Origin of the sequence: Nesterenkonia xinjiangensis (assembly GCF_013410745.1) — a bacterium.
Classification (GTDB): Bacteria; Actinomycetota; Actinomycetes; order Actinomycetales; family Micrococcaceae; genus Nesterenkonia; species Nesterenkonia xinjiangensis.
On sequence record NZ_JACCFY010000001.1, the window covers coordinates 2,532,203 to 2,544,617 of the forward strand.

Below are 12,415 nucleotides of genomic sequence, written 5' to 3' on the forward strand. Positions count from 1 at the left end.
GGCGGACTCAGGCGTTCGGCGCCGCCTCCGTGCCGGCACCGCGACGGCGGGTCGTCGGTGAGTCCGAACGGGAGTCTGGGACCTGGGCGCCTACCACGGTGAAGCCGGCGTCGCGGATCATCGTCAGGTCGTCCTGGGCCCCCTGCCCCTCCGAGGTCAGGTAGTCACCGAGGAAGAGGGAGTCGGCCACCTGCAGGGCCACCGCCTGGAGGCTGCGCAGGTGCATCTCGCGGCCTGCGGCGATGCGGATCTCCTTGTCCGGGCAGGTCATGCGCGCCACCGCGAGGATCCGCAGACAGGCCAGGGGGGTGAGCTCCCAGCGTCCCGCCAGCGGGGTGCCGTCGAAGGGCATCAGGAAGTTCACCGGGACGGAGTCGGCGTCGAGCTCGCGCAGCGCGAAGAGCGCCTCGACGAGCTGCTCGTCGGTCTCGCCCATGCCCACGATCAGCCCGGAGCACGGGGAGAGACCGGCGTCGACGGCTCGCCCGATGGTGGCGAGGCGATCCTCGTAGGTGTGGGTGGAGCAGATCTCCGGGTAGTGCGAGCGTGCGGTGTTGAGGTTGTGGTTGTAGGCGTCGACTCCGGCATCCCTGAGGCGGTCAGCCTGGTTCTCCTTCAGGAGCCCCAAGCAGGCGCAGACCTCGACCTGCGGGTGCTCCTGCTTGAGGCGCGCGGCGATGGTCCCCACCCGGTCGACGTCGCGCTCGGCAGGACCCGTGCCCGAGGCGACCAGGCACACACGGCGGGCTCCGGCGGCGACGCCGTGCCCGGCCTGCTCCACGGCCTGTTCGGGCTTCAGCCAGGTGTACTTCAAGATCTGGGCGTCGGTGCCCAGACGCTGGGAGCAGTACGTGCAGTCCTCCGGGCAGAGGCCGGTCTTGAGGCTGACCAGGTAGTTGAGCTTCACCTGCGTGCCCCGGTGGTGGTGGCGCAGTCGGGAGGCGGCGGCGACCAGGGTGAAGGTGTCGGCGTCCGGGGAGCGCAGCAGCGCCAGTGCCTCGTCCGCGTGCAGACGGTGGCCGTCCAGGATCTGCTGGGCGAGCTGTTCCGGCCGGAGCCCGTGCGGGGCTTCGATCGGCTCGGCGGTTCCAGCGGTGGGCCGGGTGCAGCACGCGGTGGTGGTCATCGGCAGTGTCTCCTTCAGGGGGGGCGACCGGTGAGCAGCGGCACAGTTTGAACAGTGTTCAAAAATGCCGGTGGAATCGAGTGTAGAGCACTCTGCGTCAGTGGCGCCCAGACTCCGTTCGGCGGCGTGCCGGGTTCCCGTAGGCTGGACGCATGACTGTGCAGAACGTCGAACGGGTCGAGGCCGGCTATGCGGCGCTGCGGTCCGGGTACCGGCCGGAGGACGAGGAGCGGTGGGTCCCCGAACATGGCAAGTCGGTGTACCGGTCCTCCTTCGAACGGGACCGTGCGCGTCTGCTGCACTCCTCGGCGCTGCGTCGGCTGGGGGCCAAGACCCAGGTGGTCTCACCGGATGCCGACGACTTCGCCCGCACCCGCCTCACCCACTCCCTGGAGGTCGCCCAGGTGGGCCGTGACCTGGGACGCATGCTGGGCTGCGACCCCGACGTCGTCGACGCCGCCTGCCTCTCCCATGATCTGGGCCACCCGCCCTTCGGACACAACGGCGAGTCCGTGCTCAACGAGCTCATGGGCGACGCCGGCGGCTTCGAAGGCAACGCACAGACCCTGCGCCTGCTCACCCGGCTGGAGACCAAGCGCTTCCACGCCGACGGACGGTCCGCCGGGCTGAACCTCACCCGGGCCTCGCTGGACGCCGCCGTCAAGTACCCCTGGCGGCAGCATGAGGCGCCGTCCCGAGCGGACGGGACCCGCAGTCCGAAGTTCGGCGCCTACGAGGACGACGTCGAGGTGTTCGCATGGATCCGCGAGGGTGTCCAGGGTCGTCGCCAGTCCATGGAGGCTCAGGTGATGGACGCGGCGGATGACATCGCCTACTCGGTGCACGACGTTGAGGACGGGATCTTCTCGGGGCAGTTCCAGCTGCGCTTCCTGGAGGTCCCGTTGCAGCGCAAGCGCGTGGTGCAGGTGACCAAGGAGTGGTACCTGCCGGGGACTGAGGAGGACCGCATCGAGGAGGCTTTCGACCGGCTCTCCGCGATGGACGGATGGGTCCGTGAGTCCGATGGCTCGCGTCGTTCTCTCGCCGCCCTGAAGAACATGACCAGCGAGCTGATCGGCCGGTTCTGCGGCGCCATCTACATCGCCACCCGCGAGGCCCACGGGGACCGACCGCTGGTGCGCCACGAGGCCGATCTGGTGGTGCCTCAGGAGACCGTGGAGGAGATCTCCGCGATGAAGGGGCTCGCCGCGGCCTACATCATGACCTCTGAGCAGCAGAAGCCGGTCTACCTGCGTCAGTCTGAGGTGCTCGAAGCGCTGGTGACGCTGCTCTCCGAGACGGAGGAGCGCTATCTGGAGCCCATGTTCCGACAGGACTGGCGGGATGCCGCGGACGACGTCGCCCGCCGTCGAGTGATCATCGACCAAGTCGCCTCACTGACCGATGGCGCAGCCTTGGAGTGGTACTACGCGCTGGTCCAAGGTCGGCCGTTCGCCAACCGGCTCTTCGGCTGAGCTCCGCGCTAGGTCGGTCCGCGGCTCAGGAGGCCGCCACCTCCGCCTCGGAGCGGAGCACGCAGAACTGGTTGCCCTCGGGGTCGGCGAAGACCACCCAGCCGGAGCCGGGGCCGTGGATGCCCCGGCGATCGGCGACCTCCACCGCGCCGAGGGCACGCACCCTTTCGATCTCCGCATCCCGCCCGCCCGTCCGGGGCCTGAGGTCCAGATGGATCATCGGGGCCTGCGCGGAGGCGTCCGGCACCTGGAGGAAGAGCAGCTGGTGTCCGGTGCCGGGGTCGATGATCATGCAGTGATCATGCCCCGGCTCGTTGGGGTCCCCAGGGATGTCGGTGTAGTCCAGCAGGCGCTTCCACCATTCGGAGAGGGCGTAGGCGTCGGTGCAGCTGATCGTGGTGTGAGAGACGAAGCAGGTCATCGGCACAGCGTAGACCGTGTGATGTCGCAGGGGGATGGGCGCTAGACTCGGGGTCGACCGTCACCAAGTGAGCACCCCGTCAGGTTGGAGAATCCCATGACCTCCGCGGATCCCACGACCATGCTGAGCGCCGAGGAGCTGCATGACATGCTCGTCGAGGGCGCTGAGCCGCTGATGCTGGATGTGCGTTCTGCTGCGGAGCACCGCGGCGCCCGCATCCCCGGTTCGGTGCTGGTCCCCGAGGACCTGGTTCGCGCCGAGACCCAGGCGCTCGCCGAGGCCTTGGATGAGGCGGACCGACCCGTGGTGCTGCTCTGCCAGGCCGGGCCGCGCTCTCAGCAGGCCCATGATCGGCTGGTCGGCGCCGGGGCTGAAGGGCTCCGGGTGCTCGACGGCGGCCTGGTTCGCTACCGCGCCGTGGCCGGAGACGGCGCCGTCGAGCTGGGCTCAGGCCCCTGGGCGATGGAACGCCAGGTCCGCATGGCGGCCGGCTCGCTGGTGCTGGCCGGGCTGGTCGGCGGGCGCTTCCTCGGTCCGAAGGCCCGCGTGGTGTCCGGAGCGATCGCGTCCGGGCTGATCTACTCAGCCGCCTCGGACACCTGCGGGATGGCGAAAGTCCTGGCCCGGATGCCGTGGAACCAGAGCCAGGACGCACCCATCGGCCTCCAGGACGTCCTGACTCGGCTGAACTGAGCGCCTCAGGCTCGGAACACCGCGGGCGCTCAGCCCGGCGGCGCGGTCCTGGTGATGTCGGCGGTGACGACGTCATAGGCGGCGAACAGCGCCGCAGAATCGACGAACAGGCTCAGCCCGGCGGCTCCTGCGCCCATGGCGATGCGCCCGGTGATGGACTCGTCGGCATAGATCGGCCAACGGACGCCCTCGGCGCTCTCGGCTCCGAAGGGCGTGATCGTGCCGGGCCGGTGCCCGGTGGCCTCCACGGCTTCCTCCGGGGCGGTCATGGACATCTTCTTCATCCCTGCGAGGCGCCGCAGTTTGGCCCAGTCGACCTGCCGGTCCCCGGGGATCAGGGCGAGCACGTAGCTGTGCTCCTTGGTGGTCTGGGTGACCTTGGCTCTGGCCACCAGCGTCTTGACGATCTCCCGAGGTTCGACGCCGACGGCTGCGGCGGCCTCCTGGAGTGAGTTCGCCTGGCCGCGCCGGATGAATCGCAGCTGGACCCCATGGGCGTCGGCGTCGCGGAGCAGCCGCTCCACGGAGGCGCGGTCCTCCTCGCTGAGGATGGCATCTGCCGGCCCGCCGGCGGCGAGTCCGGCGGTGGCCGCCGGATCAGGGGTCGTCTCCATGACGGGGTCAACCCGAGATCGAGGCCCCTGATTCCCCGCGCGCTGAGCCCGCGGCCAGCACGAGCGTCGCGAAGCCCATATGCCCGTGGTGTCCGCGCAGCCAGGAGCGGCGCAGGGTGTCGAGCCGCTCGCGCAGCGCAGGGGCCTCCGGATGATCCGGGTTCTCCAGCAGCCACTCTTCCTGGTTGCGGGTCATCCCACACTCGAAGTGATTCCATTCGTCGACGGTTGCCTCGTGCAGGTCCAGAAGGCGCCAGCCGGCCTGGGCGGCGGCCTCGACGACGTCGGGCAGCAGGTGGCTGTCGGATAGGGACGCGCCCTCCCACATCTGGGCCAGGCGGTCCTGGTCCGGCAGCCGGGCCCAGTGGTCGACGCCGAAGAGCAGCCGTGTGCCGGGGGCGGCGAGTCCCCGCAGCCGCAGCAGCGCTGCGGCGGGGGAGCCGCCCAGTGCGTGCCAGGAGCCGAGGCAGATCAGGGCATCGGCGCTCTCGGCCGTCCCGGCCAGCTCCACGCCGTCCTGCACGCGCAGCTCCACGCGGTCCTGGACGCCCAGCCGTGCGGCGCGCTCCTGGCCGCGGAGGATGTCCTGCTCCTCGAGGTCGACGCCCAGGCCGTGGGCGCCGGGCACCGCCATCACCGTGCGCAGCAGCTGCTCCGCCCAGCCACAGCCGACGTCGATGATCCGGCGCGGTGAGATCTCGGTGAGCTCGGTGATGAGCTGCTCGGACCGGGTGACGCTCATGGGGGAGCCGAAGGCGAGATCGAGGCCGTTGACCGGAGGTCCTGAGGGCACGGTGGCGTCCTGGGATGTGATCGGTGTCTCCATGTGAGGCATGGGCGGACCCTATCCGGGGCCGCGCACCGGGTGCCACCCCTGGGTGGTCGCGCCGGTTCACCACCGACGTCGTGGGCCTGTGGACAACAGGCGCGAGGATTTGCCACGACTGGCTAGAGTTGTCCTGTGGCAGGACTGATCAAGCGTGAAGACATCGACGCCGTGCGCGAGCGTGTCGACCTGCGCGAGGTCGTCGAGCAGTTCGTGACGCTCAAGGGTGCGGGCATCGGCTCGTGGAAAGGGCTCTGCCCGTTCCACGACGAGCGCACTCCCAGCTTTCACATCCGCCCCCATGTGGGCACCTACCACTGCTTCGGCTGTGGCGAGTCCGGCGATGTCATCGCCTTCCTGATGGCACTGGAGCACACCTCGTTCCAGGAGACGGTGGAGCGGCTGGCGGAGAAGGCCGGGATCACGTTGCGCTACGAGGACGGCGGCACCGGGCCCACCAAGCAGGAGGTCGGCCGCCGGCAGCGCCTGCTGGACGCACACAAGATCGCCGACGAATTCTTCCAGGCCCAGCTGCAGACCCCTGAGGCGCAGATCGGCCGGGAGTTCCTGACCGGGCGTGGCTTCACCCGGGAGCACGCCCAGCAGTTCTCGGTGGGCTTCGCGCCCAAGAGCTGGGACGCTCTGCTGAAGCATCTGCGTGCCCAGCGGTTCCACGATGAGGAGGAGCTGCGGCAGACCGGGCTGTTCTCCGAGGGGAGCCGTGGACTCTACGACCGTTTCCGGGGCCGCCTGATCTGGCCCATCCGGGACATGACCGGCAACACCGTGGGGTTCGGCGGCCGACGTCTCTTCGATGACGACAAGGGCCCGAAGTACCTGAACTCCCCGGAGACCCAGATCTACAAGAAGTCGCAGGTGCTCTACGGCATCGACCTGGCCAAGCGGAGCATCGCGAAGAAGCGTGAGCTGGTCGTCGTCGAGGGCTACACCGATGTGATGGCCTGCCATGTGGCCGGGGTGGACACCGCGGTGGCCACCTGTGGCACCGCATTCGGCGAGGGGCACGTGAAGATCTCCCGGCGGCTGCTCTCCGACGACGGCGGAGGCGGAGAGGTCATCTTCACCTTCGACGGCGATGAGGCCGGTCAGACCGCCGCGCTGAAGGCCTTCAAAGAGGACCACATGTTCCTGGCCCATACGTTCATCGCGATCGGACCTGAGGGTATGGACCCCTGCGATGTGCGCCAACATCGCGGTGATGACGCGGTGGAGGAACTCATCCGCTCTCGGCGGCCGCTGTTCGAGTTCGCGATCCGTGCCGGCATGAAGGACTACGACCTCTCCACGGTGGAGGGGCGGGTCGGGGCGCTGCGCTACGCCGCCCCGGTGGTGGCCGGCATCAAGGACTCGGCCCTGCGCCCGGCCTACACCCGGGAGCTGGCAGGTTGGCTGGGCATGGACATGGATGACGTGGCCCGCGCGGTGCACCAGTCTCGCGGGCAGGCTCCGCAGCGCGGCGGCTCCGCAGGGCAGGGCCCTCAGCGCGGGCAGCAGCGCGGACCCCAGGAAGCGCCTGGCGGCGACGTCGGGCACCAGCATGCCCACGTCCCTTCGGAGGACATGTATGCCCCCGGCCCTGAGGACTTCGGTGAGCCGCATCCTGGCCGGGGCCCCGGGACCGCCTCCCGGGCGCAGCAGTTCCCCCGGCCGGACACCCGTGACCCCGCGGTCATGATGGAGCGGCAGGCTCTGGAGGTGATCATCCAGCACCCCACCCGGCTGACCGCCGAGCAATGGGAGGAGATCTTCACCGTCCGTTTCACCGCCCCGGCTCACGCGGCGGTGCATGCGGGGATCCGCAGTGCAGCCGCCTCGGCCACGGACCCGCGGAACTGGGTCAGTGCGGTCAGCGAGGAGGTGCCGCAGCCGCTGCGCTCTCTGGTCGGGGAGCTGGCCCTGGCCCAGCTTCCGGCCCGCACCGAGGACGGCGTCGAGGCCTATTGCCAGTCCATCCTCAACCGCCTGGTGGAGCTGAAGATCACGCATCAGAAGGCTGATCTGCTGGGGCGGCTGCAGCGCATGGACCCGGCGGCGGACCCGGAGGAGTATCAGCGGCTCAACCGCGAGGTCATGGAGCTCGAACGGCGCCGTCGCGCACTTCGCGCCGAGGACTGATTCAGCCTACGGACCGCAGGCTGCGCCGTCGTCGTGAGGCCCGCGCGCCGTCTCGGCATGTGGCCCTCCACGTGCTGTGGATCTCATCACAGGCGCGGGGCTTGGTACCGTGGACTACGCTTCTGCGTGACGACGGGGTCGCGCGCACCTCCCTCATGTACATCTCGCGGAGTCTCTCCGCGGCCAGACACAGGAGATTCGCATGCCCCATCAGTCCCTGGCACCTGCGCGCACCCGCATCGCCGCCACGCACGAGATCCCCGAGGCCATGCGTCGCGACGTCGGCCTCCTCGGCGAGCTGCTCGGGCAGGTCCTCACCGAGTACGGCAGCCCTGGCCTGCTCGAGGACGTCGAGGCGCTGCGGGAGCTGACCATCGCCGCCCTGGAGGACGCCGACGGCCAAATCCTGGCGCGGGCCGAGGAGCTGGTCGAGTCGTTCTCCGCGGACCGGGCCAAGGAGGTCGCCCGCGCCTTCACCTGCTACTTCCTGCTGGCCAACCTCGCCGAGGAGCAGCACCGCATCCGCACCCTGCGTGTGCGGGACGGAGAAGTGCCGCTGGAAGAGCAGCAGCCGGCGGACTCCGTGGCCGCCGCGTTCGCGCACCTCCGGGAGGAGGTCGGCCAGGAGGAAGCCGAGCGCAGGCTCAGGGAGCTGCGCTTCCACGCGGTGCTCACGGCCCACCCCACGGAGGCGCGCCGCAACGCGATCGCCGCATCGGTGCGTCGCATCGGGGACCTCGTCGATCGTCGGGACGACCCGCGCATGGGCACCGGCGCGCTGGCGCAGAACCGTCGTGAGCTGCTCGAAGAGATCGACAACATGTGGCGCACCGCCCAGCTGCGGGTGTCCAGCCCATCCCCGCTGGACGAGGTGCGCACCGCGCTGGCAGTCTTCGACTCCTCCTTCTCGAAGGTCTTCACCCGGGCCTACCGCCGCATGGACGACTGGCTCCAGGGTCAGGCGGGCGGCACCGCAGCGCCCAAGGCGCCGGCCTTCATCCGGCTGGGCTCCTGGATCGGCGGCGACCGGGACGGGAACCCCAACGTCACCGCCTCGATCACCCGTGCCGCCGTCGCACAGGCTGCCGACCGGGTACTCGGTGACCTGGAGGCGCGTGCTCGCGCCGTAGGGCTGGCGATGACCCTCGACGACCGCTACACCTCGCCCAGCGACGAGCTCTCCGCCCTGTGGGGCCGCCAGCGTCAGCTTTCGGAGGAGCTCACCGACCAGGCCGCCCAGCACTCTCCCCGCGAACAGCACCGCCAGGTGCTGCTGGCCGTGGCCGGCCGCCTGGCCGCCACCCGTGCCCGCGACGCGGACCTGTCCTATGACGGACCCGAGGAGCTCATCGCCGATCTCCGGATCGTCCAGGCCTCGCTGGTCTCCGGCGGGGCGACGCGCGCGGCCCATGGTGATCTGCAGGAGCTGATCTGGCAGGTGGAGACCTTCGGCTTCCACCTGGCCGAGCTGGAGGTCCGCCAGCACTCCAAGGTGCATGCCCAGACCCTGGCCTGGCTCGAGGACCCGGAGGGCGCCGGGAAGACGGCGGTGCCGGGAGAGGAGGTCATCGAGACGTTCCGTGCGATCGCCTCGGTGCAGCAGCGCTTCGGTGTCGACGCCTGCCGACGCTACATCGTCTCCTTCACCCAGTCCGCGCAGAACCTCGCCGACGTCTACACGCTGGCGGAGAAGGCCCTCGGCGGGGTGGAGAACGCCCCGGTGCTCGATGTCATCCCGCTGTTCGAGACCTATGAGGACCTGCAGAACGCTCCTCGGATCCTCGAAGAGATGCTCCAGCATCCTGCGGTCCAGCGCCGGCTGGAGCAGACGGGTCGTCGCATGGAGGTCATGCTCGGCTACTCGGACTCGGCCAAGGACGTCGGCCCCGTGGGCGCCACGCTGGCCCTCTACGAGGCGCAGGAGAAGATCGCTGCATGGGCGGTGGCGAACAGCATCTCGCTGACCCAGTTCCATGGACGGGGAGGCGCCCTGGGACGCGGCGGCGGCCCGGCCAACCGGGCGATCCTCGCGCAGCCGCCGCATTCGGTGGATCTTCGGTTCAAGGTCACCGAGCAGGGAGAGGTGATCTCCGCGCGCTACGGCCACCCGGAGATCGCGCTGCGTCACATCGAGCAGGTCGCCGCGGCCACGCTGATGGCCTCCGCGCCCTCGACCGAGCAGCGCAACGCCGAGGCTGCCCGACGGTTCGCTCCGTTGGCCGAGAAGATGGACGCGGTCTCCAGGCGACGCTTCCACGGGCTGGTCGACGCCGAGGGCTTCGCCCCGTGGTTCGCCCAGGTCACCCCGCAGGACGAGGTCGGGCTGCTGGCCATCGGCTCCCGCCCGGCCAAGCGCGGCCTCTCCGTGGAGTCCCTGGAGGACCTGCGGGCCATCCCGTGGAACTTCGCCTGGGCGCAGGCGCGCATCAATCTGACCGGCTGGTTCGGGTTGGGCTCCGCGTTGGAGGCCGTGGGGGACCTGGAGGAGCTGCGCGAGGCCTATGCCGAGTGGCCGCTGTTCCGGGCGCTGATCGACAACATCGAGATGTCGCTGGCCAAGACGGACCGGCGGATCGCCGAACGATACCTGAACCTCGGCGACCGCGAGGACCTGGCCGGTCTGGTCCTCGAGGAGCTGGATCTGACCACCAAGTGGGTGCTGGCCATCACGGACCAGTCCCGTCTGCTGGAGGACCACCGCGTGCTCGGACGTGCGGTGGAGCTGCGCAATCCCTACGTGGACGCCCTCTCGCTGCTGCAGCTGCGGGCGCTGCGGGCCCTGCGGACCACCGAGCTGGACGACGCTGAGATCGAGGATCCGCGGAACCTGCTGCTGATCACGCTCAAGGGCGTCGCCGCCGGCCTGCAGAACACCGGCTGAGCCGCGGGCACCGGCGGCCGCCAGTATGATGTCCCCCATGGCCGTTACCTCGCGCAACCGTTCCGCACCGCCGCTCATCACCCCGGAGCACGACCCTCACCTCTGGCTGGAGGACGTCACCGGCGAAGACGCCCTGTCCTGGGTGCGTGCGCGCAACGCGCGCGCGGAGGCGGAGCTGGTCGACGAGGAGTTCATCGAGCTGGAGTCCAGCATTCGGGAGATCCTCGACGCCTCGGACCGCATTCCGGGGGTCTCGCGCAGGGGTGAGCACCTCTACAATTACTGGACCGACGCAGAGCACCCGCAGGGCCTGTGGCGCCGGACCACCCTGGAGTCGTACCGCACCGAGGCTCCCGAGTGGGATGTGCTCCTCGATCTGGACGCCCTCTCCGCCGCCGACGGCGTCACCTGGGTCTGGCACGGTGCCACCGTGCTGCGGCCCGCCGCCGAGGGCGAGCCGTGGCGCCATGCGCTGATCTCCCTCTCCCGGGGCGGATCCGACGCTGACATCACCCGGGAGTTCGACCTCGTCACGCGAGAGTTCGTCGACCCGGTGGATGGCGGGTTCTCCAAGCCCGAGGGCAAAGGATCGATGAGCTGGATCGACGCGGACACGGTCTATGTCGCCACCGATCAGGGGGAAGATGCCGTCACCACCTCCGGGTACCCGCGCACTGCTCGCCGCTGGCGCCGTGGCACCCGGCTCGAGGAGGCCGAGCCCGTCGTCTCTGTGGAGCCCGATCACATGGTCGCCGCCGCCGGGCACATCAGCACCCCTGGCTTCGAGCGCGACGTCGCGGTGCGCGTGCTGGGCTTCTACGACAGCGAGACCCTGCTCATCGAGGGGGACGAGCTGCACCGGGTCGAGGTGCCCACGGACGTGCGGGTCAGCATCCATCGGGACCTGTTCCTGTTCATGCCCCGTACCGAGCTCACCCTGCTGGGGCAGGACTTCCCGGGCGGCAGCCTCGTCGTCGCGGACATCGAGGACTTCATGTCCGGTGAGGCCGAGCTGACCCCGTTGTTCCTCCCGGACGCCTCCACGTCTCTGCAGGACGTCACGGCCACGCCGAGCTGCCTGGTGCTCACAGTCATGGAGGACGTGGTCCACCGCGTGGAGGCCCATGTCCGCATCAGTGAGGGCTCCTCCGCCTGGCGCCGAGAAGACATCTTCACAGACGTCACCGGAACCCTCTCCGTCGCCGCCGTCGACCCCCGGGAGTCCGAGGAGGTCTGGATCACCTCTGAGGATCATCTGAGTCCCTCGGCCCTGCATCTGGGGGACCTCTCGGGTCTGCTCGACGGCGGTCGTGAGACCCACGAGGTCCTCAAGCGTGCGCCTGAGCGATTCGACGCCACCGGACTCACCTCGGTGCAGCGCTTCGCGACCAGCGACGACGGCACCAGGGTGCCGTACTTCCTCATCGGTTCCGCCGAGCTGCTCGCCGAGAGCTCCGAGGCGGGCCCCCGCCCCACCGTGCTCTACGGCTACGGAGGGTTCGAGATCTCCATGACCCCGGGCTACCTGGCCGTCATCGGCAAGGCCTGGATGGAGTCCGGCGGTGTGTATGCGGTGGCCAACATCCGCGGGGGAGGGGAGTATGGGCCGGGCTGGCACCGTGCGGCGCTGCGGGAGAACCGGCCTCGCGCCTATGAGGACTTCGCGGCGGTGGCGAGGCATCTTGTCACCACCGGAGTGACCACCGTGCCCCAGCTGGCCTGCCGGGGCGGCTCCAACGGAGGGCTGCTCACCGGCAACATGCTCACCCAGTACCCGGAGCTCTTCGGTGCGGTGGTCATCCAGGTTCCGCTCCTGGACATGAGACGCTTCGCCGACCTGCTGGCCGGAGCCTCCTGGCGGGCTGAGTATGGTGATCCGGAGACCGAGGACTGGGAGTTCATGAGGAGCTTCTCTCCGTATCACCTGCTGCAGGAGGGCGGTTCCTATCCGGCGGTGCTGCTGACCACCTCCACCCGGGATGACCGGGTCCACCCCGGGCATGCCCGGAAGATGACGGCAGCGCTGGAGTCGCTGGGGGCGGACGTGCGGTACTGGGAGAACATCGAGGGCGGGCACGGCGGCGCCGCCAGCCCGGAGCAGCAGGCGCGGCTGAACAGCGTCATCCATCGGTTCCTCCAGCAGCAGCTGCGCTGATCTGCTCCGGGGTCCCAGCCGTCTCGGCCCGGTGGAGGCCGCGCAGCGGATGCCCGAGAGCCTGTACTTCTGAGTACGCCGTACGGTA

General features: G+C 69.7%; 9 protein-coding genes. 5 read left to right on the top strand and 4 right to left on the bottom strand.

Annotation, left to right across the window (positions count from 1 at the left end):
- Positions 1-7: 7 nt before the first annotated feature.
- Positions 8-1,126 (bottom strand): biotin synthase BioB, encoded by a 1,119-nt coding sequence (gene bioB / locus HNR09_RS11415; RefSeq protein ID WP_179542149.1) that lies wholly within the window; start codon positions 1,124-1,126, stop codon positions 8-10.
- Positions 1,127-1,278: 152 nt separating this feature from the next.
- Between bioB and HNR09_RS11420 the strand changes: the two genes are divergently transcribed.
- Positions 1,279-2,601 (top strand): deoxyguanosinetriphosphate triphosphohydrolase, encoded by a 1,323-nt coding sequence (locus HNR09_RS11420; protein ID WP_179542150.1) that lies wholly within the window; start codon positions 1,279-1,281, stop codon positions 2,599-2,601.
- Positions 2,602-2,626: 25 nt separating this feature from the next.
- Here HNR09_RS11420 and HNR09_RS11425 read toward each other — a convergent pair whose 3' ends face one another.
- A complete protein-coding gene (locus tag HNR09_RS11425; protein WP_179542151.1) occupies positions 2,627-3,022 on the bottom strand; it encodes a VOC family protein in 396 nt (131 codons plus the stop codon).
- 96 nt (positions 3,023-3,118) lie between these two features.
- Here HNR09_RS11425 and HNR09_RS11430 point away from each other — a divergent pair, with 96 nt between their 5' ends.
- A complete protein-coding gene (locus tag HNR09_RS11430; protein WP_179542152.1) occupies positions 3,119-3,715 on the top strand; it encodes a rhodanese-like domain-containing protein in 597 nt (198 codons plus the stop codon).
- A 29-nt stretch (positions 3,716-3,744) separates the two neighbouring features.
- Here the strand turns inward: HNR09_RS11430 and HNR09_RS11435 are convergent, their stop codons facing one another.
- On the bottom strand, positions 3,745-4,329 hold the full coding sequence (locus tag HNR09_RS11435) for an aminoacyl-tRNA deacylase (RefSeq protein WP_179542153.1): 585 nt from the start codon (positions 4,327-4,329) through the stop codon (positions 3,745-3,747).
- 7 nt (positions 4,330-4,336) lie between these two features.
- On the bottom strand, positions 4,337-5,164 hold the full coding sequence (locus HNR09_RS11440; protein ID WP_179542154.1) for an SAM-dependent methyltransferase: 828 nt from the start codon (positions 5,162-5,164) through the stop codon (positions 4,337-4,339).
- Positions 5,165-5,290: 126 nt separating this feature from the next.
- Here HNR09_RS11440 and dnaG point away from each other — a divergent pair, with 126 nt between their 5' ends.
- The 3 genes from dnaG to HNR09_RS11455 all read left to right on the top strand — a co-directional run bounded on the left by dnaG (position 5,291) and on the right by HNR09_RS11455 (position 12,327).
- Positions 5,291-7,291, top strand: coding sequence for a DNA primase (gene dnaG, locus HNR09_RS11445; protein ID WP_179542155.1), 2,001 nt, complete (start codon positions 5,291-5,293; stop codon positions 7,289-7,291).
- A 202-nt stretch (positions 7,292-7,493) separates the two neighbouring features.
- Entirely contained in the window at positions 7,494-10,172 is a 2,679-nt protein-coding gene (locus HNR09_RS11450) for a phosphoenolpyruvate carboxylase (RefSeq protein ID WP_179542156.1), read from the top strand.
- A gap of 37 nt (positions 10,173-10,209) precedes the next feature.
- On the top strand, positions 10,210-12,327 hold the full coding sequence (locus tag HNR09_RS11455; RefSeq protein WP_179542157.1) for a prolyl oligopeptidase family serine peptidase: 2,118 nt from the start codon (positions 10,210-10,212) through the stop codon (positions 12,325-12,327).
- Positions 12,328-12,415: the final 88 nt, after the last annotated feature.

Excerpts from the sequence above, each read along its gene's own strand:
- bioB (WP_179542149.1), bottom strand. The coding sequence starts at position 1,126 with ATGACCACCACCGCGTGCTGCACCCGGCCCACCGCTGGAACCGCCGAG.
- HNR09_RS11420 (WP_179542150.1), top strand. The coding sequence starts at position 1,279 with ATGACTGTGCAGAACGTCGAACGGGTCGAGGCCGGCTATGCGGCGCTG.
- HNR09_RS11425 (WP_179542151.1), bottom strand. The coding sequence starts at position 3,022 with ATGACCTGCTTCGTCTCTCACACCACGATCAGCTGCACCGACGCCTAC.
- HNR09_RS11430 (WP_179542152.1), top strand. The coding sequence starts at position 3,119 with ATGACCTCCGCGGATCCCACGACCATGCTGAGCGCCGAGGAGCTGCAT.
- HNR09_RS11435 (WP_179542153.1), bottom strand. The coding sequence starts at position 4,329 with ATGGAGACGACCCCTGATCCGGCGGCCACCGCCGGACTCGCCGCCGGC.
- HNR09_RS11440 (WP_179542154.1), bottom strand. The coding sequence starts at position 5,164 with ATGCCTCACATGGAGACACCGATCACATCCCAGGACGCCACCGTGCCC.
- HNR09_RS11450 (WP_179542156.1), top strand. The coding sequence starts at position 7,494 with ATGCCCCATCAGTCCCTGGCACCTGCGCGCACCCGCATCGCCGCCACG.
- HNR09_RS11455 (WP_179542157.1), top strand. The coding sequence starts at position 10,210 with ATGGCCGTTACCTCGCGCAACCGTTCCGCACCGCCGCTCATCACCCCG.